This is a genomic window from Amycolatopsis rhabdoformis (assembly GCF_035918295.1).
Taxonomy (GTDB): Bacteria; Actinomycetota; Actinomycetes; order Mycobacteriales; family Pseudonocardiaceae; genus Amycolatopsis; species Amycolatopsis rhabdoformis.
The window spans coordinates 7,216,713-7,241,832 of the sequence record NZ_CP142149.1; the positions used below are offsets into that span (position 1 = coordinate 7,216,713).

The 25,120-nt window shown below is 69.7% G+C and carries 23 protein-coding genes; 15 read left to right on the forward strand and 8 right to left on the reverse strand.

Annotation, left to right across the window (positions count from 1 at the left end; all coding sequences use genetic code 11):
* Nucleotides 1-22: 22 nt before the first annotated feature.
* Nucleotides 23-667 carry a copper chaperone PCu(A)C gene (locus tag VSH64_RS33255; protein ID WP_326566706.1) on the reverse strand — a complete coding sequence of 215 codons (645 nt, stop codon included), beginning with the start codon at nucleotides 665-667 and terminating at the stop codon, nucleotides 23-25.
* A 285-nt stretch (nucleotides 668-952) separates the two neighbouring features.
* Here VSH64_RS33255 and VSH64_RS33260 point away from each other — a divergent pair, with 285 nt between their 5' ends.
* From VSH64_RS33260 to VSH64_RS33290, 7 genes are all read left to right on the forward strand, one after another.
* Nucleotides 953-1,444: a CarD family transcriptional regulator gene (locus VSH64_RS33260; RefSeq protein ID WP_033294400.1), complete on the forward strand. Its 492-nt coding sequence runs from the start codon at nucleotides 953-955 to the stop codon at nucleotides 1,442-1,444.
* A gap of 64 nt (nucleotides 1,445-1,508) precedes the next feature.
* Nucleotides 1,509-2,168: an IspD/TarI family cytidylyltransferase gene (locus VSH64_RS33265; RefSeq protein WP_326566707.1), complete on the forward strand. Its 660-nt coding sequence runs from the start codon at nucleotides 1,509-1,511 to the stop codon at nucleotides 2,166-2,168.
* A 5-nt stretch (nucleotides 2,169-2,173) separates the two neighbouring features.
* Nucleotides 2,174-2,638 carry a 2-C-methyl-D-erythritol 2,4-cyclodiphosphate synthase gene (gene ispF, locus VSH64_RS33270; RefSeq protein WP_326838092.1) on the forward strand — a complete coding sequence of 155 codons (465 nt, stop codon included), beginning with the start codon at nucleotides 2,174-2,176 and terminating at the stop codon, nucleotides 2,636-2,638.
* 850 nt (nucleotides 2,639-3,488) lie between these two features.
* Complete coding sequence (locus VSH64_RS33275) at nucleotides 3,489-4,166, forward strand: HAD family hydrolase (protein ID WP_326566708.1); 678 nt, start codon at nucleotides 3,489-3,491, stop codon at nucleotides 4,164-4,166.
* A gap of 42 nt (nucleotides 4,167-4,208) precedes the next feature.
* Nucleotides 4,209-5,594: a cysteine--tRNA ligase gene (gene cysS / locus VSH64_RS33280; RefSeq protein ID WP_326566709.1), complete on the forward strand. Its 1,386-nt coding sequence runs from the start codon at nucleotides 4,209-4,211 to the stop codon at nucleotides 5,592-5,594.
* A gap of 37 nt (nucleotides 5,595-5,631) precedes the next feature.
* Entirely contained in the window at nucleotides 5,632-6,591 is a 960-nt protein-coding gene (gene rlmB, locus VSH64_RS33285) for a 23S rRNA (guanosine(2251)-2'-O)-methyltransferase RlmB (RefSeq protein ID WP_326566710.1), read from the forward strand.
* 547 nt (nucleotides 6,592-7,138) lie between these two features.
* A complete protein-coding gene (locus VSH64_RS33290) occupies nucleotides 7,139-8,572 on the forward strand; it encodes an MBOAT family O-acyltransferase (RefSeq protein ID WP_326566711.1) in 1,434 nt (477 codons plus the stop codon).
* 254 nt (nucleotides 8,573-8,826) lie between these two features.
* Here VSH64_RS33290 and VSH64_RS33295 read toward each other — a convergent pair whose 3' ends face one another.
* Both VSH64_RS33295 and VSH64_RS33300 read right to left on the reverse strand, forming a co-directional pair.
* On the reverse strand, nucleotides 8,827-9,477 hold the full coding sequence (locus VSH64_RS33295) for a class II aldolase/adducin family protein (protein ID WP_326566712.1): 651 nt from the start codon (nucleotides 9,475-9,477) through the stop codon (nucleotides 8,827-8,829).
* A gap of 146 nt (nucleotides 9,478-9,623) precedes the next feature.
* On the reverse strand, nucleotides 9,624-10,757 hold the full coding sequence (locus VSH64_RS33300) for a coiled-coil domain-containing protein (protein ID WP_326566713.1): 1,134 nt from the start codon (nucleotides 10,755-10,757) through the stop codon (nucleotides 9,624-9,626).
* 359 nt (nucleotides 10,758-11,116) lie between these two features.
* On the opposite strand from VSH64_RS33300, the gene VSH64_RS33305 reads away from it, so the two are divergent.
* Genes VSH64_RS33305 through VSH64_RS33315 form a run of 3 tightly spaced genes read left to right on the forward strand, consistent with a single transcriptional unit; the run spans nucleotide 11,117 to nucleotide 14,929 of the window.
* Nucleotides 11,117-12,292 (forward strand): DUF445 domain-containing protein, encoded by a 1,176-nt coding sequence (locus tag VSH64_RS33305; protein WP_326838093.1) that lies wholly within the window; start codon nucleotides 11,117-11,119, stop codon nucleotides 12,290-12,292.
* 41 nt (nucleotides 12,293-12,333) lie between these two features.
* Complete coding sequence (locus VSH64_RS33310) at nucleotides 12,334-13,557, forward strand: DUF445 domain-containing protein (RefSeq protein WP_326566714.1); 1,224 nt, start codon at nucleotides 12,334-12,336, stop codon at nucleotides 13,555-13,557.
* Nucleotides 13,558-13,609: 52 nt separating this feature from the next.
* Nucleotides 13,610-14,929, forward strand: coding sequence for an alginate O-acetyltransferase AlgX-related protein (locus VSH64_RS33315; protein WP_326566715.1), 1,320 nt, complete (start codon nucleotides 13,610-13,612; stop codon nucleotides 14,927-14,929).
* A 3-nt stretch (nucleotides 14,930-14,932) separates the two neighbouring features.
* Here VSH64_RS33315 and VSH64_RS33320 read toward each other — a convergent pair whose 3' ends face one another.
* The 3 genes from VSH64_RS33320 to VSH64_RS33330 are packed head-to-tail and all read right to left on the reverse strand — an operon-like array spanning nucleotide 14,933 to nucleotide 17,583.
* On the reverse strand, nucleotides 14,933-15,820 hold the full coding sequence (locus VSH64_RS33320) for a metal ABC transporter permease (protein ID WP_326566716.1): 888 nt from the start codon (nucleotides 15,818-15,820) through the stop codon (nucleotides 14,933-14,935).
* Between the two features lie 3 nt (nucleotides 15,821-15,823).
* The gene (locus VSH64_RS33325; RefSeq protein WP_326566717.1) at nucleotides 15,824-16,660 is read right to left on the reverse strand and encodes a metal ABC transporter ATP-binding protein; all 837 of its coding nucleotides are present in this window, start codon (nucleotides 16,658-16,660) and stop codon (nucleotides 15,824-15,826) included.
* A complete protein-coding gene (locus VSH64_RS33330) occupies nucleotides 16,660-17,583 on the reverse strand; it encodes a metal ABC transporter solute-binding protein, Zn/Mn family (RefSeq protein WP_326566718.1) in 924 nt (307 codons plus the stop codon). The genes VSH64_RS33325 and VSH64_RS33330 overlap by 1 nt, the downstream gene beginning before the upstream one ends.
* Nucleotides 17,584-17,767: 184 nt before the next feature.
* Here VSH64_RS33330 and VSH64_RS33335 point away from each other — a divergent pair, with 184 nt between their 5' ends.
* From VSH64_RS33335 to VSH64_RS33350, 4 genes are all read left to right on the forward strand, one after another.
* Nucleotides 17,768-18,868, forward strand: coding sequence for a LacI family DNA-binding transcriptional regulator (locus VSH64_RS33335; RefSeq protein WP_326566719.1), 1,101 nt, complete (start codon nucleotides 17,768-17,770; stop codon nucleotides 18,866-18,868).
* A gap of 124 nt (nucleotides 18,869-18,992) precedes the next feature.
* Entirely contained in the window at nucleotides 18,993-19,484 is a 492-nt protein-coding gene (locus VSH64_RS33340) for a beta-class carbonic anhydrase (protein WP_326566720.1), read from the forward strand.
* A 24-nt stretch (nucleotides 19,485-19,508) separates the two neighbouring features.
* Nucleotides 19,509-20,384 carry an A/G-specific adenine glycosylase gene (locus VSH64_RS33345; protein ID WP_326566721.1) on the forward strand — a complete coding sequence of 292 codons (876 nt, stop codon included), beginning with the start codon at nucleotides 19,509-19,511 and terminating at the stop codon, nucleotides 20,382-20,384.
* 108 nt (nucleotides 20,385-20,492) lie between these two features.
* Nucleotides 20,493-21,443 carry a peptidoglycan recognition protein family protein gene (locus VSH64_RS33350; protein WP_326566722.1) on the forward strand — a complete coding sequence of 317 codons (951 nt, stop codon included), beginning with the start codon at nucleotides 20,493-20,495 and terminating at the stop codon, nucleotides 21,441-21,443.
* Between the two features lie 54 nt (nucleotides 21,444-21,497).
* Here VSH64_RS33350 and VSH64_RS33355 read toward each other — a convergent pair whose 3' ends face one another.
* Complete coding sequence (locus tag VSH64_RS33355) at nucleotides 21,498-22,250, reverse strand: alpha/beta fold hydrolase (protein WP_326566723.1); 753 nt, start codon at nucleotides 22,248-22,250, stop codon at nucleotides 21,498-21,500.
* Nucleotides 22,251-22,309: 59 nt separating this feature from the next.
* Here VSH64_RS33355 and VSH64_RS33360 point away from each other — a divergent pair, with 59 nt between their 5' ends.
* Nucleotides 22,310-23,725, forward strand: a complete 1,416-nt coding sequence (locus tag VSH64_RS33360; protein ID WP_326566724.1) for a M1 family metallopeptidase — start codon at nucleotides 22,310-22,312, stop codon at nucleotides 23,723-23,725.
* On the opposite strand, the gene VSH64_RS33365 is transcribed toward VSH64_RS33360, so the two are convergent.
* Nucleotides 23,701-25,104 (reverse strand): AAA family ATPase, encoded by a 1,404-nt coding sequence (locus VSH64_RS33365; RefSeq protein WP_326566725.1) that lies wholly within the window; start codon nucleotides 25,102-25,104, stop codon nucleotides 23,701-23,703. The two genes, VSH64_RS33360 and VSH64_RS33365, sit on opposite strands and share 25 nt — an antisense overlap.
* Nucleotides 25,105-25,120 lie beyond the last annotated feature (16 nt).

Sequence of the window (25,120 nt, forward strand, 5' to 3'; positions counted from 1 at the left end):
CGGCGGGGTCCGACAAAATCGGTCAGGGCTCCACGTGCGCCGGCGCGGCGACCGGAACCTCGACCGTGATCGGGCCCGCGTCGCGGAAGGTGAACGTGACGTTGATCGTCATACCCGGCCACAGCGGCTGCTTGAGGCCCTGCAGCGAGGCGGTGCCCTGGTTCAGCGGCGTGGCGACCGCGCCGCCGTCACCCGGGGACGCGCTGGCCGAGCTGCTCGGCGCACCGGTGCTCGAGGTGCCGGTGGCCGGCGCCTCGGCCGAGCTCGACGTGGCGGGCGGAGCCTGCTCGTTGGTCGACTCGACGGCGTCGTCCGGGCCGATGACCAGCGTGTGACCGGCCACGATGTCGGTGGCGCCACCGATCTGCGCGGGCGACTGCGTGCCGTCCGAGCTGATCGAGAGCAGCTGGTCGTCCTTCGCGCCCTGGTTGGCGATGGTGAGCGTGAGCGGCGCGGACTGGCCGGCCGAGTAGGCGGCACCCTGCGCCGGGTACTGGATCGCGACGTTGCGCAGCGCCAGCGTCTTCACGGTCGCGTACGTGCCGTTGACCGCCGGCTGCTGCGTGTCGGTCTGGGTGATCTGACCGGCCCCGCAACCGGCGAGCACGAGCACGGCACCGAGCGCCGACACGCCCGCGCCGAACACGCGGCGATTCTGCAGCCTCACGTCAGAGTCCTTCCATCTCACGGCCTCGTCACGTCGAAGACTAGCCGGGGGCCCTCGTGCGCGCGGAACCGGTGGGCCCAACGGGCGCGGCACCACCCAAGATCAACCGTCCAATTAGGAATTCGCAACCGCTGATCAACGCCTTCCCCATCACCTGCATGAGCACGGGCGATTCAGGTTTGTCAACCCCCGCCAGGCCGCTGACCTGCGACGACGATCCCGGGCCGCTAGGTGGCCATCTGAAGACCGTGCTAAGATAGATTTAGCGAAAGGGGCAGAGGACACATGGTTTTCAAGGTCGGAGAGACCGTCGTCTACCCGCACCACGGTGCCGCACTCATCGAAGCCATCGAAACCCGCGTGATCAAGGGCGAGGAGAAGAAGTACCTCGTCCTCAAAGTCGCGCAAGGGGATCTTACGGTTCGTGTGCCCGCTGACAACGCCGAGATCGTCGGTGTGCGTGATGTCGTCGGGCAAGAAGGACTGGACAAGGTTTTCGACGTACTGCGTGCTCCCCACACCGAAGAGCCCACGAACTGGTCTCGTCGGTACAAGGCCAACCTGGAGAAGCTCGCCTCGGGCGATGTGAACAAGGTGGCCGAAGTGGTGCGCGACCTCTGGCGGCGAGAGAAGGACCGCGGACTTTCAGCCGGCGAGAAGCGCATGCTGGCGAAGGCGCGGCAAATTCTGGTCAGCGAGCTCGCGCTCGCGGAAGGCACCGACGAGGACAAGGCGGAAACACTCCTCGACGAAGTTCTGGAAACCGCGACGGTCTGACCCCCGAGGTCATGCGGCTCCCGGCGGAGGCACCGGGCAGCCCGTTCTCTACGATCACGACCCGATGAACCAGCAGGTGCAGAGCGTCGCGTTCGTGACTGTCGCACACCACACCGCCGATGAAGAGCGTGCTCTCACGACGGTGAACGGTGAAGTTCTTCTCAAGCACACCGTGCAGGGGCTGCTCGGCACACCAGAGCTCGATCTGGTGGTCGTGTCGGCCCCTTCGCGGTGTGCTTCGTCGTTTTCGGCCGCGGTTTCGGGCTTGTCCGACCGCTGCCGGTTCGTCCCCGGCGAGTCGCTCCGGCAGGTTTTCACCGCCGTCGAGCCCGCCCTCGCTCCGGACGCGGTGATCCTCGTCCACGACGCCCTGCGCGCGTTCACTCCACAACGGACTGTCCGTGATGTACTGACCACGATCCGTGAAGGCGCGTCTGTTGTAGTCCCCGTACTCCCGATGGCGGACACCGTGAAGTCGACCGACGCGGGTTTGATCACCGCCACCGTGGACCGCGACGGCCTCCGCACCGCGCAGACACCGATCGGCTTCTCCCTAGCCGCCTTCCGCACGGCGCTGACTTTGAGCGCCGACCCGGGCCTCGACTCCGTATCCGGCGCCCACACCGTCCCCGGCGATCCCGACGCCATGCGCGTCGCCACCGCCTTCGAACTCACCCTCGCCGAAGCCCTGGTGGCCGGCGGCGACCAGGAGGCTCCGCTGTGACCGACCTGCGCGTGGGCAACGGCTTCGACGTCCACCCCATCGAACCCGGCCGCCCCTGCTGGATGGCCGGCCTCCTCTGGCCCGACGTGGACGGCTGCGCCGGCCACTCCGACGGCGACGTCGCCTCCCACGCCCTCTGCGACGCCCTCCTCTCCGCCGCCGGCCTCGGCGACCTCGGCTCCGTCTTCGGCACCGGCGACCCCCGCATGCACGGCGCCCACGGCACCGACATGCTCAAGGAGGTCGCCACCCTCCTCACTCAGGACGGCTGGCACATCGCCAACGCCACCGTCCAGGTCATCGGCAACCACCCCCGCATCGGCAAACGCCGCACCGAAGCGGAACAAACCCTGAGCACCGCCCTCTCCGCCCCCGTCAGCCTCTCCGGCACCACCACCGACGGCCTGGGCCTCACCGGCCGCGGCGAGGGCATCGCCGCCATCGCCACCGCCCTCCTCACCCGCGACTGAGGCCTATCCGGCCCGCCTTCCGGGCCCAAAGGACCACTCCCACCCCGCCCCCAGACCAGCCGGTGCCCACGCGGCATCGGTTACACCCACCGCCCCGATGTGGCGCTCGTTGCGTCCCACGCACCGAACGCCACATTGGGGCGCCCCAGCCCCACCCCACCGCACCCCGCTAGCTCAACTCCCGCTGCACCCACCCCGCGCGGCCCTTGCCCCCAACACACCGGCCGGCCGCGGAACAAACTCACCTCGGGCTCAACCGCCGCGGCCCTTGCGCCCAACACAACGCACCCGCCGGACTCAACTCACCTCGCACTAAACCCGTGCGGCCCTTGCCCCCAACACACCGGCCGGCCGCCGAATCCAACTCACCCCGCACTAAACCCCTGCGGCCCTTGACCCCAACACACGCGCCAGCCGCCGAATCAAACTCACCCCGCACTAAACCCCTGCGGCCCTTGCCCCCAACAAACCGCCGGCCAGCCACACAAACCCACGCCCCCTCCCAACTCCCCTGTGCCCTTCCCGGCCCCGCACCCCGACTCGAAGCTCCTTTGCGGCCGGCGAACCGTTGTCAAGGCACGCTTTCCCGCCTTGACAACGGTTCTCCGGCCGTCAACACAATCAAGCTTCGGGGTGCAACCCAACGCAACCCGCCCCCGCGCAGGCCCGCATCACTTGCACCACCCAACGCAACCCGCCCCGCGACGGCCCGCATCACCAGCACCCCAAAACCGCAACCCGCCCCGCGACGGCCCACCCCCACCAGCCCCACAACCCACCCCACTCAGACCCCCACCACCACCCACACAAACCCCCACCCACCACCCCACCCCCCAGATAAACTCCCCCCGTGTCCATAACCTCCATCCTCTTCGACTTCTCCGGCACCCTCTTCCGCCTTGAACAAACCCCCACCTGGCTCTCCCACCTCCACAACCCCAACGGCACCCCCCTCGACCTAGAAGCCCAAACCGAACTGATGCGCCGCATGACCGCCCCGGTCGGCCAGGTCGTCGAACTCACCGAGGAATACCAACACGCCTGGTACAACCGCGACCTCGACCCGGCCCTCCACCGCAAGGTCTACCTCGAAGTCCTCCGCCACTCCGGCGTCCCCGATCCCGCTCAGGCCACCGCCCTCTACGACCGCCTGATCACCCCGTCCGAATGGACCCCGTACCCGGACACCGAAGCCGCCCTCAAAGCCGCCGGGAACAGCGTGGGCATCCTCAGCAACATCGCCTTCGACATCCGCCCGGCGTTCACCCAGCGCGGCTGGGACGCGCACATCGCCACCTTCGTCCTGTCCTTCGAGGTCGGCGCCATCAAGCCGCAGCCGGAGATCTTCAGGACGGCCCTCGACCAGCTGGGCGCGCGGGCCGAGGAAACCCTCATGATCGGCGACAGCGAGGAGGCCGACGGCGGTGCCAGGGCGCTGGGCTGCGCGTTCGAGCTCGTGGACCCGCTGCCGACCGCCGAACGACCCGATGCACTCCTCGGCGCTCTGCGCAAGCACGACGTCTTTTGACGTCTTGCGACATCGCCCACACCGACCCCGTACCCTTCCAGGGTGGCCCTACACCTGTTCGACACCGCGACCCGTGCCCCTCGGGAGTTCGTTCCCGTCCGCAGCGGAACGGCGTCCATCTACCTGTGTGGCGCCACGGTGCAGGGGGTGCCCCACATCGGGCACGTGCGGGGAGTGCTGAACTACGACGTCCTGCGGCGCTGGCTGCTCCACAGTGGACTCGACGTGCTGCTGGTGCGCAATGTCACGGACATCGACGACAAGATCCTCACCAAGGCCGCCGACGCCGGCCGGCCGTGGTGGGAGTGGGCGACCACGCACGAGCGGGCGTTCGAGAAGGCGTACGACGACCTGGGCTGCCTCCCGCCGTCGGTCAACCCGCGCGCCACCGGGCACATCACGCAGATGATCACGCTCATGCAGCGGCTGATCGACAGTGAGCACGCCTATGCGGTCGACGGTGACGTCTACTTCTCGGTGAAGTCGTTCGACGGGTACGGCCAGCTGTCGGGCCAGCAGCTCGACGAGGTGCAGCAGGGCGAGACGCCCACCCGCGGCAAGCGCGACTCGCGCGACTTCACGCTGTGGAAGAGCGCGAAGCCGGGTGAGCCGTCGTGGCCGACGCCGTGGGGCGACGGGCGGCCGGGCTGGCACCTGGAGTGCTCGGCGATGTCCACCAACTACCTCGGCCCGGAGTTCGACATCCACGGCGGCGGCGTCGACCTGGTGTTCCCGCACCACGAGAACGAGCGTGCGCAGTCCAACGCGGTCGGCGACGGGTTCGCGCGGTATTGGCTGCACAACGCGTGGGTGACGATGTCGGGCGAGAAGATGTCGAAGTCGCTCGGCAACACCGTGTCGATCCCGGCGATGCTGGAGCGCTACCGGGCGCCTGAGCTGCGGTATTACCTGGTGCAGCCGCACTACCGCTCCACCGTCGAGTACTCCGACGGCGCGGTCGCGGAGGCCGCGCAGGGCTACCGGCGTATCGAGGCCTTCCTCCGCCGCGCGGCGGCTTCCGGCGAGGTGCCCTCGGGCGCCGTGCAGCCGGACTTCGCCAGCGCGCTGGACGACGACCTGGCCACCCCGGCCGCGTTCGCCGTGGTGCACAACACGGTGCGTGACGGTAACGCCGCGCTCGACGCCGGCGACACCCCCAAGGCACTCGAGCTCGCTTCTTCGGTGCGCGCGATGACCGGAGTGCTCGGCATCGACCCGCTCTCGGACCGATGGGCCGACAGCGGCAGCGAGACGCCCGTCCGCGGAGCACTCGACGAGCTCGTACAAGGCCTGCTGGCGGAACGCCAGGAGGCGCGCGCCGCGAAGGACTTCGCGCGCGCGGACGCCGCCCGTGACCGCCTCACGCAGGCGGGCATCGTGGTTGAGGACACCCCGAACGGTCCGCAGTGGACGGTCAGGAACTCCTGATCCGTTCCACCGCGGTGGATTAAGGACTCGGTTACACATGGCAGGGAACTCACGGCGTCAGGGCGCCATCCGCAAGACCGGCACCAAGAAGGGCCAGGTCGTCGGCTCCGGCGGGCAGCGGCGCAAGGCGCTCGAGGGCAAGGGCCCCACGCCGAAGGCCGAGGACCGGCCCGGGCACAAGGCCTACCGCTCCGCCAACGCCGCGAAGACGCGGGAACAGGCGCGGCAGAAGAAGGCCGACCGGCCGGAGCTCATCGCCGGCCGCAACCCGGTCGTCGAGGCGCTGCGCGCCGACGTGCCGGGCGTCGCGCTGTACGTGGCCCTGAACATCGAAATCGACGACCGCGTGAACGAGGCCGTGCGACTGGCGGCCGACAAGGGCATCTCCATCCTGGAGATCCCGCGCGAGGAGCTCGACCGCAAGACGAACCGCGCGATGCACCAGGGCCTGGGCCTGCAGGTGCCGCCGTTCGAGTACGCCCACCCCGACGACCTCATGCAGGCCGCCCGCGACTCGGGCAGCACGCCCCTGTTCGTCGCGCTGGACGGCGTGACCGACCCGCGCAACCTCGGCGCCGTCATTCGCTCCGCCGCCGCCTTCGGCGCCCAGGGCGTGCTCCTGCCCGAACGCCGCAGCGCCGGCATGACCGCCGTCGCGTGGCGCACGAGCGCCGGCACCGCCGCGAAGCTCCCCATCGCCGTCGCGACGAACCTCACGCGCCAACTCAAGTCCTGGGCGTCGTCCGGCCTGATGATCGTCGGCCTCGACGCCGACGGCACCGTGGACATCGACGCCCTCGAACTCGCGGCCGACCCGCTGGTCGTTGTGCTGGGCTCCGAAGGCCGCGGCCTCTCCCGCCTGGTCCGCGAAACCTGCGACGCCACGGTGTCCATCCCGATGGCCGCCGGGGTGGAGTCCTTGAACGCCTCCGTCGCGGCCGGCGTGCTGCTGGCGGAGGTGGCTCGCCGCCGCCGCTTGGCGGGGCGCTTGAGCTGAGTGGTTTTGGCTGCTGCCGGGTCACCCCTTGGGGAGGCCCGGCAGTTGTCATTTGCGGCGGGTTCGCTCCTCGGCGGGGCTGAGGTTTCCCGACCCGCGGCCTCGCGCTGCAGCGGACTGGGAAGGATCGCCGCAGCCTCTTGACTACCCGGCTGAGCTGCCGTTTTCCTGCCCCGCGCCGACCTCGAACCCGCCGGTTGTCCACACCTCCCTCGAGTTGTGGACAACTCCGCCCTCCAGCCGCGCGTGGACCTTTTCTGTCGGCCGTCGCCGATAGACTGGGATTGGGGACGCCCCCCTAGGGAGGGCGGGGCTCTGTACCGGCGAGGCTCCGTACCGGCGAGGCCGCACACTCCGGACAACAGCGGCGAACTCACCCGGCCCCTCCTCACACCCGCCTCGCACTGGTCTGAACCCCCCACGACCGGCCACCCTGCCCCTTCGACCATCACCCTCAGTGATTCGCGTCGGGATCCGCCGGGCTTCGGTCCGCGGGGCCACCCGCTCGGGCTAAGGTCAGCTCCGGAACCGAGGGGGTCCGTCACCGATGTCGTTCGTTTCGCCGCTGTTCTTGTGGTACTTCATGCCTGCGGTGCTGATCGCCGTGCTGGTGTGCCCGCGCAGCTGGCGCAACGGCATCGTCGCGGTGGCGAGCCTGCTGTTCTACACGATCGGCGCCGGGCCGTACCTGTTCCTGCTGCTCGGCTGCATGGCCGTCAACTTTCTCGTCGGCCCGACGCTCGAGCCCAGCCCCTGGGACGTCCACGGCACGCGGCGCAAGCGGATCCTCATCGGCGTTGTCACGCTCGACGTGCTGGTGCTCGTGATCTGGAAGTACGCGGGCTTCGCGACGCAGCAGATCGCGGCCGTCGCGCACTGGTTCGGAGGTGACGTCGGGGTCGCGAGCATCGTGGTGCCGATCGGGATCTCGTTCTACACGTTCCACCACATTTCGTACGTCGTGGACATCTATCGCGGGGAACGGCGCGCGTTGCGCAACCCGGTGTCGTTCGCGGCGTACATCGCGATGTTTCCGCAGCTCATCGCGGGCCCGATCGTGCGGTATCGCGAGATCGCGGACCAATTGCCGCAGCAGCGGTCGCACCGGCTGGACGACATCGCGGCGGGCTTCCCGCGGTTCGCGCTGGGGCTGTGCAAAAAGTCGATCGTCGCGGATTCGCTGAGCCCGATGGTCGAAGCGTGCTTCGCCACGCCCGCCGACCAGATGACCTTCGCGACGGCGTGGCTCGGCGCCATCGGCTACACGCTGCAGCTGTTCTTCGACTTCTCCGGCTACTCCGACATGGCCATCGGCCTCGGGCGCATGCTCGGCTTCCGCCTGCCGGAGAACTTCGCGCGGCCGTACTCGTCGGTGACGATCACGGAGTTCTGGCGTCGCTGGCACATGTCCCTGTCCCGCTGGTTCCGCGACTACGTCTACATCCCCCTCGGCGGCAACCGCTCCGGCGCCGGCAAGACCTACCGCAACCTCTGCATCGTCTTCGTCCTCACCGGCTTCTGGCACGGCGCCCAGTGGACCTTCCTCGCCTGGGGCTGCTACCACGGCGCCCTGCTGGTGATCGAACGCCGCTTCAACTGGGGCACCACCCCGTCCCGCCCGGGCGCCCGCATCGCCCGCCGCGTGCTCACCCTGGTCCTCGTGGTGTTCGGCTGGGTCTTCTTCCGCTCCGCCGACCTGCCCCACGCGCTCAGCATGATCGGCCACATGCTCCTCCCGGACTTCGGCGGCCTCGGCGACGTCGTCTCCAGCGCCCTCACGAACCAGCGACTGGTGATCCTCCTGCTGGCCCTGACGCTGTTCCTGCTGCCGGCGCACCCCGTCACGGGCCCGCTGCTGGAGTCCTCCCGCACCCGCCCCGCTACGGCGCTGCGGGTGGGCGTGATGACGGCGGGTCTGGTTTACGCCGCAATTCTGGTGGCGACGGGGACGTTCAGCCCGTTCTTGTACTACCAGTTCTGATCCGGATCAGACTTGAAGAAATGGCCCCTGCTCAACAACAGTTCCGTGACCGACCCCTGACACGTCCAGAATTTTACCGACGGCGATGCATTGGCACGTAGTCCACGGTGCGCGGGAATTGGTGTCACGCCCGAACCTCGGCGAACGGGCGATGGACACCCCGCAACCAGCGAAGCTGCCGAAATGGCTCAAAGCCACCAAGAATCGCGAACGTGTTCTCCACGGAATCCAACGCCTCCGCGCCACGCTCTGACTCAGCCCTGCCCGTAACCCCGCAATTTCTCCACCACCCGCTCGATCTCCTCCCCCGGCAACAACGCCGGCGTCCCCGCCGAGCGGGCCAGCAGCCAGACCTGGCACAACCACTCCAGTTGCCGGGCGCGGTCGTACGCGGCGGCCAGCGTTGAGCCGTAGGTGAGGGTGCCGTGGTTGGCCAGCAGGCAGCCGCGGCGGGAGTGGAGGGCGGGGAGGATCGCGGTGGCCAGGGTGGACGTGCCGTAGGTCGCGTAGGGAGCGACGCGGGCGGAGCGGCCGATGGTGGCCAGCATGTAGTGGATGGGTGGGACCTCGTCGACCAGCGTCGAGACGGCGGTGGCGTGGGCGGAGTGCGTGTGGACGACCGCGGAGATCGGGGCGCCGTCCGGGTCGGTGGCGTGGTGGTAGACCGCCAGGTGCATCGGGAGTTCGCTGGTGGGCTTGAGCTCGCCCTCGATGACGGCGCCTGAGAGGTCCACGATGGGGATGTCGGCGGGGCGCAAGCTCTCGTACGGGACGCCGGTCGGGGTCACGGCGATCAGGGCGCCGTCGCGGATGGAGAGGTTGCCGGAGGTGCCGACGACCAGGCCGTCGGGGGCGAGGCGACGGGCGTGGTCGCACAGCGCCGCGCGTTCTTCCTCGAGGATCATCAGTGGCCTCCGCGAGTGGTGGCTGGTGGGGCAGGCGACATTCTCACGCCGAATGGTGAGGCCGCGCGAATCGGGAACGCCCGAAGCCGACCGCACAAAAGGCGGGCCCACCGAATCCGGTGGGCCCGCGAAACGAACAGAGGGGGTCAGCGAGCAGCGGCAGCCGAGTCGGCCGGCTCGTCTTCCGTGAGCGGCTCCGTCGCCGCCTGGTCGGCCGGGTTGAGCAGGCGCAGGGCTTCCTGCACGGCGACGTTCGTGGCGGCCAAGCGGTCGGCGACCTTGGCCCGCAGGTCGAGCGCCAGGGTGCGGGCTTCGGTGGCCTCGGTCTGCTTCTGGAGGGCGTCGGCGAGGGCGGAGTCCGTCTGCGACTGCTTCGCGGCGATCGACTCGGACGCGACGCGGTCGGCTTCGGCGCGGGCGGCCGCGGAGGCGGCTTCGGCGGCGGCGTCGGCTTCCGTGCGGGCGCGGGTGGCCGCCTCGTCGGCTTCGGCGCGGGCCGTGGCGGCGGCTTCGTCGGCCTCGGTGCGGGCGCGGTCGGCGGCGGCCGTGCGAGAGGAAATGTCTTCGTTGGCCGCGGCGGTGCGCGTCGAGATGTCCTCGTCCGCGGCGGCCGTGCGGGTGGCGATGTCCTCGTTCGCCGCGGCGGTGCGCGTGGCGATGTCTTCGTTCGCGGCCGCGGTCCGAGTGGCGATATCCTCGTCCGCCGCGGCCGTGCGCGAAGCGATGTCCGAGTCCGCAGAAGCCGTGCGACGCTCGATGTCCGCGTCCGCGGCAGCCGTGCGGGAGTCGATGTCCGCTTCGGCCGCGGCGATGCGCGAAGCGATGTCGGCCTGGGCCTCGCCCAGCAGGTGCTCGCGCTGGGCTTCGGCTTCCTTGCCGAGGCGCTCGACGGTGCGCTGGGATTCGTGGGCGTACTTGTCGGCCTCGGCGCGGGTGGCGGTCGCGTCGGCTTCGGCGGCGGCGCGCAGGTCGGCGATCTCCTCCTCGGCGAGCTGCATCATCATGCGCACGCGCTCGGCCATGGCGCCGGCGCCGGACGGGCTCGAGCTCATCCGCACGAGGGCGGCCTTCGTCTCGGAGAGCTCGTTCTGCGTGGTGGTGAGCGCCTTGGACAGCTCGCCGGCAGTCGCGATCGCCTCGTCGCGGCTGTGGGACGTTTCCCTCAGCTCGCGCGAGAGCGCCGTGAGCCGCTCGTCGACCTGGCGCTGGTTGTAACCCCTGACCGCGACTGCGAACGGGGAGCTCTTGGGAGTGGCTTCGGACTTCTCAGGCGCGACCATCGGGCCACCTTAGTGAGGGCAGGTCCGTCTTTACGTACCGCCAAACGGCTGCATTACCAAATGCGCAACCCCTGGTCACTCCCGGCATCGCAGACGAGCGGGGGCCACCAGGCCAACAACGCGCGAACAACAAGAGGCCGGAGTGGACAGTCGGAAGATCGATCTTCGGCCGCGAGCGTACCCGTCCGGTGAAAACCCGGCGAGAACCACGCGCGGCCGTCGATCCCGCAGCCGGCCCGTCCCGAACCGGTGAACGCCCGCCGCGGCTCCCCGGCGGAGCGCCCGCCGACCGCTAGCGTGCGCGTGAGCGCGACACGGGGAGGGCGGGCGCGGTGCACCACTGGCAGGTCTACGCGACGATGCCGTTCATCGCCGCGCTGATCGGCTACGTCACCAAGCGCGTGGCCATCGAGATGATGTTCCGGCCGGTCGAGTTCGTCGGCGTGAAACCGTTCCTCGGCTGGCAGGGTGTGCTGCCCGCGAACGCCGAGCGCATGGCCTCCACCGCCACCGAAATGCTCACCACGAACCTCGTGGACCCGAAGGAGATCTTCGCGCGCCTCGACCCGGCGCAGGTCGCCAAGGAGATCGAGGAGCCGCTGCTCGACGTGGTCGAGGACGTGACGCGTGAGGTGATGGAGACCTACCAGCCGCGGCTGTGGGAGGTGCTGCCCACCGGCGCGCAGCAGCTGCTGCTCAAGCGCGTGCAGGCCGAAGCGCCGCGCGCGATCACGAAGATCATGCGGGAAATCGCGGCGAACATCGAGGACGTGCTCGATCTCAAGCACATGGTCGTGACCAACCTCGTGCGCGACAAAGCCCTTCTCAACCGCCTGATCCGCGACATCTCGAAACCCGAAATGCAGTTCATCGCACGCTCGGGAATCGTGTTCGGCTTCGTTCTCGGCTGCGTTCAGCTGCTCGTGTGGACGTTCACGAAATCGCCGATCGTGCTGCCGCTGTTCGGCCTCGGCATCGGCTGGTTCACCGACTGGCTGGCGTTGAAAATGATCTTCCTGCCGCGTGAGCCGAAACGGTTCTTCGGCGTGTACACGTGGCAGGGCGTGTTTCAGAAACGCCGGGACCAGGTCGCGGCCGACTACGGCGACATGATCGCCCGCGAGATCATCACCGTGCCCAACCTGCTCGAAGCCGTGCTGCGCGGCCCGAAATCCGACCGGCTGTTCACCATGATCACGCGCGAGGTGCAGAAGACGATCGACGCGCAGGCGAGCGTGGTGAAACCGTTCGTGGCGATCGCCGTGGGCACGAAACGGTTCCAGGAAATGAAGCAGGCCGCCGCCACGCAAGCCGCGCACCGCGTTCCCGAGACGATCCGCCACGCCGAGAACTACGCCGTGAACGCGCTCGACGTGCGCAACACGATCGTCGACCGGATGCGCCGGCTCACGCCGCTGGAATTCGAACAGCTGCTGCGCCCCGCGTTCCGGCAGGACGAATGGAAGCTGATCGCCGTCGGCGCGGTGATCGGCGGCCTGGTCGGCGAGCTCCAGGCGCTGGTCCTGTTGCACTGAAACTGCGATACCGTTGCGCCCTGAGCGGGAGGGAGACCGGTTTGGACGCTGTCCTCGACGACCTCGCGCGGCACTGGCCGGTCTACGCCACGATGCCGTTCATCGCCGCGCTCATCGGTTACGTCACCAAGCGCGTGGCGATCGAGATGATGTTCCGCCCGCTGGAGTTCGTCGGGATCAAACCGTTCCTCGGCTGGCAGGGCGTGGTGCCCAAGCACGGCGGCCGCATGGCCGCGATCGCCACCGATCTGCTCACCACGAACCTGCTCGACCTCAAGGAGATCTTCGAGAAGATCGACCCGGTCATCGTCACGCGCGAGCTCGAACAGCCGCTGCTGCGCGCCGTCGACGCCATCGCGCGCGACGTGCTGCGCGAACACCACCCGCGGCTCTGGGAGGTGCTGCCGACGCTCGCGCAGGAAATGCTGATCAAGCAGGTGCAGGCCAACGCGCCGCGGCTCGTGCGCGAGTTCCTCGAAGACGTGCGCGACCACCTCGACGAGGTGCTCGACGTGCGGCACATGACCGTCGAAAGCCTCACCCGCGACAAGGCCCTGCTCGTGCGCCTGATTCGCGAGACGTCCCGGCCCGAGATGGCGTTCATCGCCCGCGCCGGCATCTTCTTCGGGTTCGGCCTCGGGGTCGTGCAGGCCATCGTGTGGGCGTTGACGCGCCAGCCGCTCGTGCTGCCGATCTTCGGCGGCTGCATCGGCCTGTTCACCGACTGGCTGGCGATCAAGATGATCTTCCTGCCCCGCGAGCCCGTGCGCGTGGGCCGCGTGATCCTGCAGGGCAAGTTCCAGCGCCGCCGCGCCGAGGTGGCGCGCCAGTACGGCGAGCTGATCGCCAACGAGGTCCTGACCACGGCGAACCTGCTCGACGCGCTGCTGCGCGGCCCGAAGTCCGACCGGCTCGTGGCGATGGTCGAACGCGCGGTGGGCCACGCCGTCGACGAGCAGGCCAGCCTCGCGAAACCGGTGCTCACGCTGGCCGTGGGCGGGCGCCGGCTGCAGGAGATGAAGCACGAGGCCGCGCAGCGGGCGCTGGCCGAGCTCCCGCGCACCGTCCGCCACGCCGAGGGCTACCTCACGCAGGCGATGGACGTGGCCAAGGTCATCGAGCTGCGCATGCTCGCGATGACCCCGGTCGAGTTCGAAGGCCTGCTGCGCCCGGCGTTCCGCCAGGACGAGTGGAAGCTCATCGCCGTGGGCGGCGTGATCGGGTTCGTCGTCGGCGAGTTGCAGGTTCTGCTCATGCTCGGCTGACTTTTCGGTGGTTGCCCACACCTCGTTCACCCGAAGTGGCTACCGTGATCCAGTGGCGTCCGAATCTCATCAGCTGCCAGCCGTCCACGAGGCGTACCTGCCTCGCGAGCACGCGCTGCACCGTCCGCGGCACGGCAAGCGGCAGCTCACGGCGCTGGTCTGCGCGTTGCTGTTCTTCACCACACCCACGCTGCTGTGGGTCTTCGGGGTGCGCCCGACCGAGATCGAGAACCACAAGCTGGCCGGTTTCCCCAGCCTCGGCGACGGCTTCGGCTTTTTCACCGGCCTGCCCACGTGGGCCGTCGACCAGCTGTCCTTCCGCGCCAGCGCCATCAACGCCGCCGACGGCGTGAGCCGCTCGATCTTCGGCGAGGACGCGCCGCTCGACCAGGGTTCGTCGTCGGACTCCGGCCCGATCCCCGCGCCGCCGCTGCAGCAGCCGAGCGCGCCCAACTCGGGCCCGGCCACGCCGTCCCTGCCCGGCAGCAACCAGGCCGGCTACCGCAAGGTCGTACAGGGCCTCGACGGCTGGCTGTACTACGGCTACGACGCCGAGTCGAAGTGCACGCCCACGCAGGACATCGACACCACGATGAAGAAGGTCAACGAGCTGCGCGCCGCCGTCGAGGCGTCCGGGCGCAAGTTCGTTTTCGTGGTCACACCGGACAAAACCACGATGGTGCCGCAGTTCCTGCCCGCCAGCTTCCCGGGCAAGGACTGCTCCGAGGCCGCCGCGCCGAACGACTGGTACAAGATGACCACCGTCGGCCACTCGCTCGACCTGCGCCCTGGGCTCGCCGCGTCGGCTGCCCGCGTCGGCCACCCGATCTACGCCTCGAACGACACGCACTGGCGCGACGAAGGCGGCCTCGTCCTCGCGCGCACCCTCGCCGAGGCGGTGCAGCCCGGGGTCACCACCGGCTGGAAGTCCACTCCGGACGGTACGTACGACGGCGTCGCCGACCTGCCGCTGCTGCTCGGCAAGACCGGTACCAAGTCGAATACCCAGTACACGCTCGAGCCCGACGGTGTCACCGACCGCGCAGCCGGCTTCATCGCCAACATCGACACCCCGGTGCACCGCAGCTCCGCGCCCCTGCCCGGCACCATCGCCGAACCGACACTGGTCTACGGCGACTCGTTCAGCCTCGCGTCCTCGCGCTACCTCACCGCGGCCTTCACGAACCTGACCTACCTCGCCTACTCCACCGACAAGACACCCCAGGCGGCCGCGGTCAACGAGCTGGTGAACTCCCGCGTGGTCGTGCTGCAGGCGGTGGAGCGCAACGTCGTCGGCGGCCTCGTGCCGTTCACGGACGACGGCTTCATCTCCGCGGTGAAGACGGCGATGGCCGCCCACCCGGTGGGCTGACCCTCAGCCGACCGGCACCGGCTGCGGCACCGGTGGCGTGGTCGCCCGCACCCCGGTCCGCCGGTCGCGCGCCCACGAGATCACGCGGCACACCAGGTAGATCAGGAACGAGATCGCCGTGACGAAGGCGCTCACCGGTTTGCCCGGCGCGAGCGACAGCACGATGCCGCCGAGGGCGGACACCTCCGCGAAGATCACCGACAGCACCGTCGCGCGCAGCGGGCTCGCGGTCACGCGCGCGGCGGCCGCGGCGGGCGTGACCATCAGTGCCACCACCAGCAGTGAGCCGACGATCTGCACGCTCAGCGCGGTCGCGACGCCGACGAGCAGTGCGAACACCACGGTCAGCGACTTCACCGGCACGCCGCGCGCCACGGCGACGTTGCGGTCCACGCTCGCGAACAGCAGTGGCCGGTACACGCACGCGAGCACGGCCAGCACGGCGACGGCCGAGATCACCAGCGCCGTGAGGTTGGTCGAGTCCACCGTGATGATCTGGCCCGTGAGGATGCCGAACTTGTTGGCCGACCGTCCCTTGTAGAACGACAGCAGCAGCACACCCATGCCGAGGCCGAAGGACAGGATCACGCCGATCACGGAGTCGCGGTCGGCGTCGCGCGTGCCCAGGATGCCGAGCAGCAGCGCGGCGGCCACGGCGCCGAGCAGCGCGCCGTACTCCACGCCGATGCCGAGCAGCAGCGCGCCGGCCGCGCCGGTGAACGCCAGCTCCGACGTGCCGTGCACGGCGAAGGACATGCGGCGCATCACGATCAGCGGCCCCAGGATCCCCGCGACCAGCCCCAGCACCGCGGCGGCGACCAGCGCCGTCTGCACGCTGGGCAGTGCGACGATCAGCTCCCACGTCTTGCCGAAGTCGAACATGCCGTCCAAGGCTCAGCCCACTGCTTCCTGCTCGTGGTGGTGCGGTTGGTCTTCGCACAGGGAGCTCTGCGCACCCGCGATGTGGATCTGGCCGCCGACGCGCAGCACCTCCACGCGCGTGCCGTAGAGCTGCGACAGCGTCTCGGTGTTCATCACCTCGTCGGGCTTGCCGACGCGGAACGAGCCGTTGACCAGGTACAACACCCGGTCGACGAACTGCAGCACCGGGTTGATCTCGTGCGTCACGAACAGCACGGCGGTGTCCGCCGTACGCCGGCGCCGGTCGATCAGCTCGCTCACCGCGCGCTGGTGCGCGAGGTCGAGCGAAAGGAGCGGTTCGTCGCAGAGCAACACGGACGGGTCACCGACCAGCGACTGCGCCACCCGGAGACGTTGCTGCTCACCACCGGAAAGCCGCCCGATCGGCTGCTTCGCGTACGCGGTGCCACCGACGGCCTCGATCGCTTCCGCGACCCGGCGCCGGCGTTCGCGCCCGCCGAACAGGCCCGGTCCCCAACGGTGGCCGTCGAGGCCGAGGCCCACCAGGTCGACGCCGCGCAGCGTGAGGCCGTCGTCGATCGCGCGCTGCTGCGGGATGTAGCCGACCTTGCGGTTGGCACCGCCCGGGCGGCCGCCGGCGATCTCGACGGTGCCGGCCGAAAGGCCCTGCATGCCGAGCAACGCCTTGAGCAGGCTGCTCTTACCGGAACCGTTGGGGCCGAGGATGGCGAGGAACTCGCCCCGCTCGACGTCGAGGTCGAGGCCGGACCAGAGGGTGCGGCTGCCGAACGCCAGGCCCGCCCCGCGGACGCGAACCGCGGGGCGAACCGTCGAGAGCGCGGCGGACATCAGCTGTTCAGAGCCCCGGACAGCGAGTCCACTTCCTTGGTCATCCAGTCAATGTAACCCGTGACATTCGCCGGCAGCGTCTCGGCCACATCAACCACGCCGACCCCGGACGACTTGGCTTCGGCCACCACCTGCTGGGTCAGCGGCGTCACCGTCTGCACGTTGTTGATCAGCGCCTTGACCTGCTTGGTCTTGATGAGCTGGGTGAAGTCGTTGACCGCGGTCGCGGGCACGTCGGTCTCGTTCTCGACCGCGTCGGAGAACGCCTTCGGCGTCGCGTCGGTGATCTTCGCGGTCTCGAGCAGGTAGTGCGCCACCGGCTCGGTCACCACGACCTTGGTGCCCGGGTGCGCGGCGCCGAGGTCGGTCGCCTTCTTCACCAGTGCGTCGACCTGGCCCTTGAACGCCTTGGCGTTGTCGTCGAAGGTCTGCTTCGACGCCGGCTGGATCGCGCTCAGCGCGGCCGCGACCTGGTCGGCGACCTTCTCCACGCCCGGCAGGTCGAACCACACGTGCTCGTTCTCGTCGCCGGTGGCGGCGATGTCGTAGGCCACCAGCTTCTTCGCGCCCGACGCCTCGCCGGCCAGCTTCTCGAAGAAGTCGTCGTAGCCGCCGCCGTTGCCGAGGGTCAGCTGTGCGTTCTTGGCGGCCAGCGCGTCGTCGGCCGTGGACTCGTACGAGTGCGGGTCGGCCGTCGGGTCGTGGATGATCGATTTGACCTGCACCTTGTCACCGCCGACGGCCGACACGACGCTGCCCCACACGTCGGTGGCGGCGACCACGTTGATCTGGCCGGACGTCGAGCTGGAACCGGAGCCGGACCCCGCGTCGGTGCCGGAGCACGCGCTGAGCGCGAACACGGTCAGAACCGAGGCGGCGGCGACCGCACCACGGATGTGGCGGGTACTCAGGCGGGAACTCATCGAAGACTCTCCTGGGTCGAACCGATCAGCTAATGGAAACCGTTGTCAGATTCACTTTACCCCATCCGAATGACAGGGGGCGCTCCACCGGGTGGCAGAGGGCCTGTCCGTCACTCAGCGGATCGAGACACTCACCACAGGGGTGTCGCTTCTGGAAAACGATCTGAACCGTTACGGTTTGCGGATGGGCCGTCCTATTCGCACCCGGAGGCAGGCGACACTGGCGTCGCTGGCGGCGGAGCTCGGGGTGTCCAGGACCACCGTGTCCAACGCCTACAACCGCCCCGACCAGCTGTCTCCCGAATTGCGCCGGCGCATTCTCGAGACCGCCCGGCGCCTCGGTTACCCCGGCCCGGACCCCGTAGCGCGATCTCTGCGCACGCGCAAGGCCGGCGCCGTCGGGCTGCTGCTCACCGAGAACCTGTCGTACGCGTTCCGTGACCCGGCCGCGGTCGGGGTTCTCGAAGGACTCGCCCTCGCTTGCGAGGACGCCGGGGTCGGTCTGCACCTGGTGCCCGCGAGCCCCGGCCGTGAAGACGTCGCCGCCGTGCACCGCGCGGGCGTCGACGGTTTTGTCGTCTACTCCGTGCCCGACGACGACCCGCACCTGGCCGCCGTGATGGAACGCCCCGTGCCCACGGTGATCATCGACCAGCCGCGTCTCGAAGGGGTGGACCGTGTCGGCCCCGACGACGCGGCCGCCGTGACCCGCCTGGCCGAGCATCTCGTGTCGCTGGGCCACCGCCAGGTCGGCGTGCTCTGCATGCGCCTGGCCCGCGAGCGCAACGACGACTTCGTGACCGCGCAGCGCCAGAGCAGCGCCCACTTCCACGTGCAGCGCATCCGCCTCGAAGCCCTGGCCGCGGCGTTCTCCGCCGCCGGCGTCGACTGGGCCACCGTGCCCGTGGTGGAGCGCTTCGACCACACCGTGGACGACGGCGCTTCCGCCGCCCGCCAGCTGCTCGACGCGTACCCGCAGGTCACGGCCGTGATCTGCACGTCGGACATCCTCGCGCTCGGCGCGCTGGCCGAGGCCGAACGCCGGGGCCTGCGCGTGCCGCTCGACCTCACCGTGACCGGGTTCGACGGCATCGCCGAGGCCGAGCGCCTCGGGCTCACCACCGTGCACCAGCCGGTGCTGGAAAAGGGCAAGGTCGCCGGCCGCCTGCTGCTCGGTTCGGCCGAGCGCGTGGGCCCGAAGGTGATCACGCTGCCCACGGAGCTGCGGCTCGGGCGCACCTCGGCGCCGCCGCGCACCGTCGAGGAGCCGTGGTTCGGGGGCTGAGCACCCCTGTTTTGTCGGCACACTTCCCGTGACTTCGCCCCCATCACGTTGTGGGGGGCACCGCGAACGGGTTCCATGGGAGGGACCGCCCGCGTAGCCGGGGAAGCGTGGCCGAAAGGTGACCATGACCTCCGCTGACGAGTTGTTCCAGCGCCACACCAGCCGCGGCCCCGTGCCGCCGCCCGAAGGCGCCACCGCCGTACCGACCCTCAAGGCCGCCGTGCTGACCTGCATGGACGCCCGCATCGACGTCTACTCGCTGCTCGGCCTCGAACCGGGCGAAGCCCACGTGCTGCGCAACGGCGGCGGCGTGGTCACCGACGACGTGATCCGTTCGCTCGCGCTTTCGCAGCACAAGCTCGGCACCGAAGAAGTCCTGGTCGTGCAGCACACCTCGTGCGGCGTTTCGACCGTGACCGAGGACGGTTTCAAGGACGAGCTGGAAGCGGCCACCGGCGTGCGACCGACCTGGTCGGTCGAGGCGTTCGACGACGTCGAGGCCAGCGTGCGCCGGGGCGTGGAACGCGTGCGGCACAGCGAGTTCCTGCCCCACCGCGACAAGGTGCGCGGCTTCGTGCTCGACATCGACAAGGGAAGCCTGACCGAGCTCGTCTGACCCGCGTCGGTTTCAATGGTCGGCGTGGCTGTGGACGCGGACGTTTTGATCGACTGGTTCGACACGCACGGGCGGGACCTGCCGTGGCGGGAACCGGACTGCTCCGCGTGGGGCGTGCTGGTGAGCGAGATCATGCTGCAGCAGACGCCGGTCGCGCGCGTGCAGCCGATCTGGCTCGAGTGGATGGCACGCTGGCCGGTGCCCTCGGCGCTGGCCGCGGAGACCACCGGCGAGGTCGTGCGCGCGTGGGGCAAGCTCGGTTACCCGCGCCGCGCGCTGCGGCTGCACGCGGCGGCCACGGTGATCGCGGCCGAGCACGGTGACGTCGTGCCGTCCGATGTGGACACCCTGCTCGCGCTGCCCGGCATCGGCGCGTACACCGCGCGGGCCGTGGCGGCTTTCGCATACGGCAAGCGGGCGCCGGTGGTGGACACGAACGTGCGACGGGTCGTCGCGCGGGCCGTGCACGGTGCGGGCGACGCCGGCCCGGCGTCGAACACGCGCGACATGGCCGACGTCGAGGCGCTGCTGCCGGCCGACGACGCGCCGGCGGCGAAGATGTCGGCCGCGTTGATGGAGCTCGGGGCGCTGATCTGCGTCGCGCGGGGGCCGCGTTGTGCCGACTGTCCCGTGTTCGACACGTGCGCTTGGCAGCACAACGGCCGGCCGGAGTACGCGGGCCCGGCGAAGCCCGTGCAGAAGTTCGCCGGCACCGACCGGCAGGTGCGCGGCCTGCTGCTCGACGTGCTGCGCGGCAGCGAGGGGCCCGTGGAGAAGGCTCGGCTCGACATCGTGTGGCACGAGGCCGGGCAGCGTGACCGCTGTCTCGACTCGCTGCTGGTGGACGGGTTGCTGGAGCAGACCGACACCGGGTTGTTCGCCCTGCCGGGTGAACACTGACGGGTCGATCCTGACCTGGTACGACGAAAGTCGGCAAAAAGTTGTCATGATCTCCGCGGCGGGTTAGCTTTCCCCCGACGTTTCGCTGTTCCGGCGGAGGAGATTCGCATGGGGGAAGCCACTCGCCGCGCCGTGCTCAAGGGCGGGCTCACGGTCACCGCGGCCGGCGCGCTGGGGCTCGCAGCCGCGGGTTCGGCGTCGGCGGCCGGGCCGACGATCCACCCGACGTCGGAGTGGAAGGCGCGGGCCGCGACGGGCGCGATCGTGGTGGAGAACCACAAGCCGACCTACATCGTGGTGCACCACACCGTGGACCCGGGCAACAACACGGACTACTCGCTGGCCCACGCGCTGCAGATCTCGCGCGACATCCAGAACCTGCACATGGACAAGCGCGGCTGGATCGACACGGGCCAGCAGTTCACGAACAGCCGCGGCGGCTACGTGACCGAAGGCCGCCACCGCAGCCTGGAAATCCTGCGCGGTGGGCGCCAGCACGTGCAGGGCGCGAACGTGGGCAACCACAACAGCGAGTGCCTCGGGATCGAGAACGAGGGCCTCTACAGCACGGTCGACGTGCCGGTGGCGTTGTGGAATTCGCTGGTGTCGCTGGTGGCCTACATCGCGGACCAGTACGGGATCGCGCCGAGCTTCATCAAGGGGCACCGGGATTTCAACTCGACGGAATGCTGCGGGCAGGTGCTCTACAACCGGCTTCCGGAGCTGCGGACCGCGGTTTCGCGGGTGCTCGGAGTGGCCGCCTCGCGAGTGGACGTGCCGGAGTGGCCGTTGCTGAAGCCCGGCGACGTGGGGCCGCAGGTGCTCACCGCACAACGGTTCTTGCGCGCCGCGGGCTACGGCGTGCCCACCGACGGGGTGTTCGGCAGGTCCACAAAGGACGCGGTGGTTCGGCTGGCCGCCGAGCACGGATTGTCGCGCGACAGCTGCACGGCAGCGCGCGCGGCGGACGAGTCCGGGTTCCTCGGATCGGACGTGTGGCCGTTGATCGTGCCGTCGGGCAAGTCCGCGGCGGCGTGGCGGGTGGAGCTCGCCCACTGACCCCGGCGGGTCACGTGCGTCGGCGAGGGCGGTGCACGTGGCTCGCCGGTTCGCTCACAGCCCGGCGAGGAACGCCTCCACGGCGCCGCGGTAGATCTGCGGCGCTTCGGCGTGGGGCAGGTGGGCGGAGCCGGGCACGATGAGGTGTTTCGCGCCGGGGACGCGTTCGGCGACCTGTGCCTGTTGCCCGGCCGGCATGGCCGTGTGCTCGCCTTCGACGAGCAGCAGCGGGCAGCGGATCGAGTCCACAAAGGACCAGTAGTCGCGGCGACCCCACTCGGCGGCGATCTCGTAGAGGTTCTCCAGGTCCGCGATCAGGTGGTAGCCGTCTTCGCGTTCCTCCACGCACTCGGTGAAGTAGTCGCCGGCGGTGCCGAAGAACTCGCGCACGTGGGCCAGCGATTCGAACGGCACCGGCCAACTGTCGAAGTACCCACGCCAGGTCTCCACGGTGCGACCGCGCTGGTCGGGCGCGAAATCCTCGCTCACCACGGCACGCACGAGCTCCGGGTACTTCGCCGCCGTGGCCCAGGCGTGCAGGCCACCCATGGAGTGGCCGATGAGCACAGCCGGGCCGAGCTCGGCGAGCACCTCGGCGACGTCTTCGGCGAACTGCTCGGTGGTCCACGGGCCTTCGTGGGGTGCGCGGCCGTGACCGCGGGCGTCGAGAGCGTGCACGGATCCGTAGGGCTTGAGCCACTGCGCGACGGACCACCAGGTGCGCGCGCGGCCCATCAAGCCGTGGAGCAACAGCACCGACACGCCCGTGGTCGCGTCACCGCCGAAGTGGATCACACCTGGTCGCATGAAGTCTTCCCGCCTTTCGGTAGCCACTGAACCACACCGCGAGCACCTAGGGTGAAACGATGCGCAGCCACCGACCGCTCGTCCTCGTCCTCGCCGGTGTGCTGGTGCTGTCCGGGTGCACGGCCGCCCCGGGCCCGCCGCCTTTGCACCCCACCCCGGGCGCGAGCGGCGCCGGCGACCCGTACTACCCGGACGACGGCAACGGTGGTTACGACGCGCTCGACTACCACGTCGACGTCGGCTACGACCCCGCGAGCGGCCACCTCGACGGCGACACCACCGTGACCGCGAAGGCCACCCAGGACCTCAGCCGCTACGACCTGGACCTGCGGGGCCTCGACGTCGCCTCGGTCGAGGTCGACGGAAAACCCGCGAAGTTCAGCCGGGAGAAGGACTTCGAGCTGGTGATCACGCCGCCGCAGCCGCTGCCGGCGGGCTCGACGTTCCACACCCGCGTGCGGTACTCCGGCGACCCGTCCCGCACCGCCCACGACGGCGGTGCCGAAACCGGCTGGAGCCGCTCCACCGACGGCGGCGCGTTCATGGTGGGCGAACCGCATTCGGCCGCGTTCTGGTACCCGGTGAACGAAACCCCGCGCGACAAGGCCACGTTCAGCGTCACCGCCCACGTGCCCGACGGCTGGACGGTGATCTCGAACGGCCGTTCGTCAGCCCCTACTTCGGCCGGCGGCAAGACCACCACCACGTGGACCGAGCCCACCCCCATCGCCAGCTACCTCACCACGCTCGCGATCGACAAATTCACGGTGAAACGCTCCGCCCTGCCCGACGGCACGCCGGTGGTTTCCGCGTACGCCCCGGGCGCCGAATCCCTGGAAGCCACCGGCGACCAGCTGCCGAGCGTGCTGGCCTTCCTGGCCTCGAAGTTCGGCCCGTACCCCCAGAGCGCCGCCGGCGGCATCTACCTGGCCGAGGACATCCACTTCTCGCTCGAAACCCAGACGCGCCCCACGTACGCCAAGTGGGCCACGCTCCTCACGCTCGTGCACGAAAACGCCCACCAGTGGTTCGGCGACTCCGTGTCCCTCGACTCGTGGTCCGACGTGTGCCTCAACGAATGCTTCGCGTCCTACGCGCAGTGGCTGTGGTCGGAACACGAGGGCGAAAACCTCGACAACCGCTACCGCGCCGCCCTCGAAATCACGCACGGCAGCACGGACTTCTGGAACCGCAAACTCGTGGACCCCGGGCCCGGCCACGAATTCGAAGCCGTTTACGACAAAGGGATCCTCGCCCTGCACGCGTTGCGCCGGCGCATGGGAGAAGGACCGTTCTCCGAGCTACTGCGCACGTGGACCACGGAGCACCGCCACGCCAACGCCTCGTGGGCCGACTTCACGAAGCTCGTGAACCGCCTGGCGGGCCAGAACCTGGACGGGTTCTTGGACGACTGGTTCCGCACGGCGAAGCTGCCTTCGGACGCCGATCTCTACCCGGGGTCCCTGCGCCCTTGAGCCGACGCCCCCAGCAATGACCGGGTCAGCGCGTTGCGCGCGTCGTTCATCTCCTCCAACGCCCCGCCCAGCTCCGCGTCGCCGATCACCACCTCGTCGTCGGGACGTGCGGCGATGCTCCGCAAGGTCGCGCGCCGCAGCAGTTCCTTCACGAACGAAGCCGTGACGCCCTCCGTCGCGGCGACGATCGGGTCCAGTGAGGCCGTCACCTTCAGGCCGCGGGAGTACAGGTCCAGCAGGGCCGCACGGCCGGCGGTGTCGGGCAGCGGGATCTCGACGGCGAGGTCCACGCGGCCCGGGCGGTCGGCGAGCGCCTTCTCCAGGTCGCCGGCGCGGTTGGTGGTGAGCAGGAAGGTGACGTCGGCGTCGCCGCCGATGCCGTCCATGGCGTCGAGGAGGCTGAAGAGCAGAGGGGTGCCGCCACGCATGTGGTCGCGGTCCTCGGCGATGAGGTCGACGTCCTCGAGGACCACGATGCTGGGCTGCATGCGACGGGCGAGGGTGGCGGCCTTGGCGATGAAGCGCATGGCCGAGCCGGTGAGGATCACGACGGTGCTGCCGGGCAGGCGGCCCATCAGGTACCGCACCGTATGGGTCTTGCCGGTGCCGGGCGGCCCGTGCAGCAGCACACCGCGCTTGAGGTGCTGGCCGGCGGCGAGCAGACGTTCGCCGTGTTCCGCGATGCCGAGCGTGTGACGCTCGACGGTCTCGAGCACGCCCTCGGGCAACACCACCTCTTCGGGCGTGATGGCGGGACGCGGCAGGAAGGTGAGCAGCTCGTTGCCGCGGTGCTCGCTCACGCCGAAAGCCAGCACGTGGCCGCGCAGCACGTCGTGCTCGGAGATCAGCTGCTCGATGCGGTCGCGGGTGGCCGTGGCCGCCGCGCGCTCGCCGGCGATCACCTCCAGGCGGCAGTCCATCTGGCCGTACTGCTGGTTCGTGCCCCGCACGCCCACGATCACCGGTGTGCCGTCGGGAGCGGTCGTGCCGACCAGCCCCAGCTGCACGACCTCCGCCGCCGTGTCCGGGCCGACCGTCGCGGTCGTGTAGTCGACCGCGCCCAGCTCGTAGAGCCGGTGGTTGCGCGCGGCGAACAGCATGCCCACGAGGTCCTCGTGCCCCCGCTGCCCGCCCGCGATCCCGAACCAGTCCGTGCCCACGCCGTGCTCGGACAGGTACGCGTCGACACCCGCCTGGATGTTGGCGTGCTCCCAGTCCTCGTAGTTGCGAGTGACCACCAGCGCCTGCGTGAGCGGCACCCGCAAGTGCCCCGTGACGCGGTCGATCAGCTCGCTGGCCTGCTGTGATGTGACCGAGTCGGCCGTGGCCTTGATGATCCGCTGCAGATCGTGCGCGAGTGTTTCGTAGCCTTCCCCCATGGTCGCCAGAGTGGCA

Bases quoted from the DNA above. Each gene is read 5' to 3' on its own strand.
- VSH64_RS33260 (WP_033294400.1), top strand. From the start codon at position 953: ATGGTTTTCAAGGTCGGAGAGACCGTCGTCTACCCGCACCACGGTGCC.
- VSH64_RS33265 (WP_326566707.1), top strand. From the start codon at position 1,509: ATGAACCAGCAGGTGCAGAGCGTCGCGTTCGTGACTGTCGCACACCAC.
- rlmB (WP_326566710.1), top strand. From the start codon at position 5,632: ATGGCAGGGAACTCACGGCGTCAGGGCGCCATCCGCAAGACCGGCACC.
- VSH64_RS33290 (WP_326566711.1), top strand. From the start codon at position 7,139: ATGTCGTTCGTTTCGCCGCTGTTCTTGTGGTACTTCATGCCTGCGGTG.
- VSH64_RS33295 (WP_326566712.1), bottom strand. From the start codon at position 9,477: ATGATCCTCGAGGAAGAACGCGCGGCGCTGTGCGACCACGCCCGTCGC.
- VSH64_RS33300 (WP_326566713.1), bottom strand. From the start codon at position 10,757: ATGGTCGCGCCTGAGAAGTCCGAAGCCACTCCCAAGAGCTCCCCGTTC.
- VSH64_RS33305 (WP_326838093.1), top strand. From the start codon at position 11,117: ATGCCGTTCATCGCCGCGCTGATCGGCTACGTCACCAAGCGCGTGGCC.
- VSH64_RS33325 (WP_326566717.1), bottom strand. From the start codon at position 16,660: ATGTCCGCCGCGCTCTCGACGGTTCGCCCCGCGGTTCGCGTCCGCGGG.
- VSH64_RS33330 (WP_326566718.1), bottom strand. From the start codon at position 17,583: ATGAGTTCCCGCCTGAGTACCCGCCACATCCGTGGTGCGGTCGCCGCC.
- VSH64_RS33335 (WP_326566719.1), top strand. From the start codon at position 17,768: ATGGGCCGTCCTATTCGCACCCGGAGGCAGGCGACACTGGCGTCGCTG.
- VSH64_RS33340 (WP_326566720.1), top strand. From the start codon at position 18,993: ATGACCTCCGCTGACGAGTTGTTCCAGCGCCACACCAGCCGCGGCCCC.
- VSH64_RS33350 (WP_326566722.1), top strand. From the start codon at position 20,493: ATGGGGGAAGCCACTCGCCGCGCCGTGCTCAAGGGCGGGCTCACGGTC.
- VSH64_RS33355 (WP_326566723.1), bottom strand. From the start codon at position 22,250: ATGCGACCAGGTGTGATCCACTTCGGCGGTGACGCGACCACGGGCGTG.
- VSH64_RS33360 (WP_326566724.1), top strand. From the start codon at position 22,310: ATGCGCAGCCACCGACCGCTCGTCCTCGTCCTCGCCGGTGTGCTGGTG.
- VSH64_RS33365 (WP_326566725.1), bottom strand. From the start codon at position 25,104: ATGGGGGAAGGCTACGAAACACTCGCGCACGATCTGCAGCGGATCATC.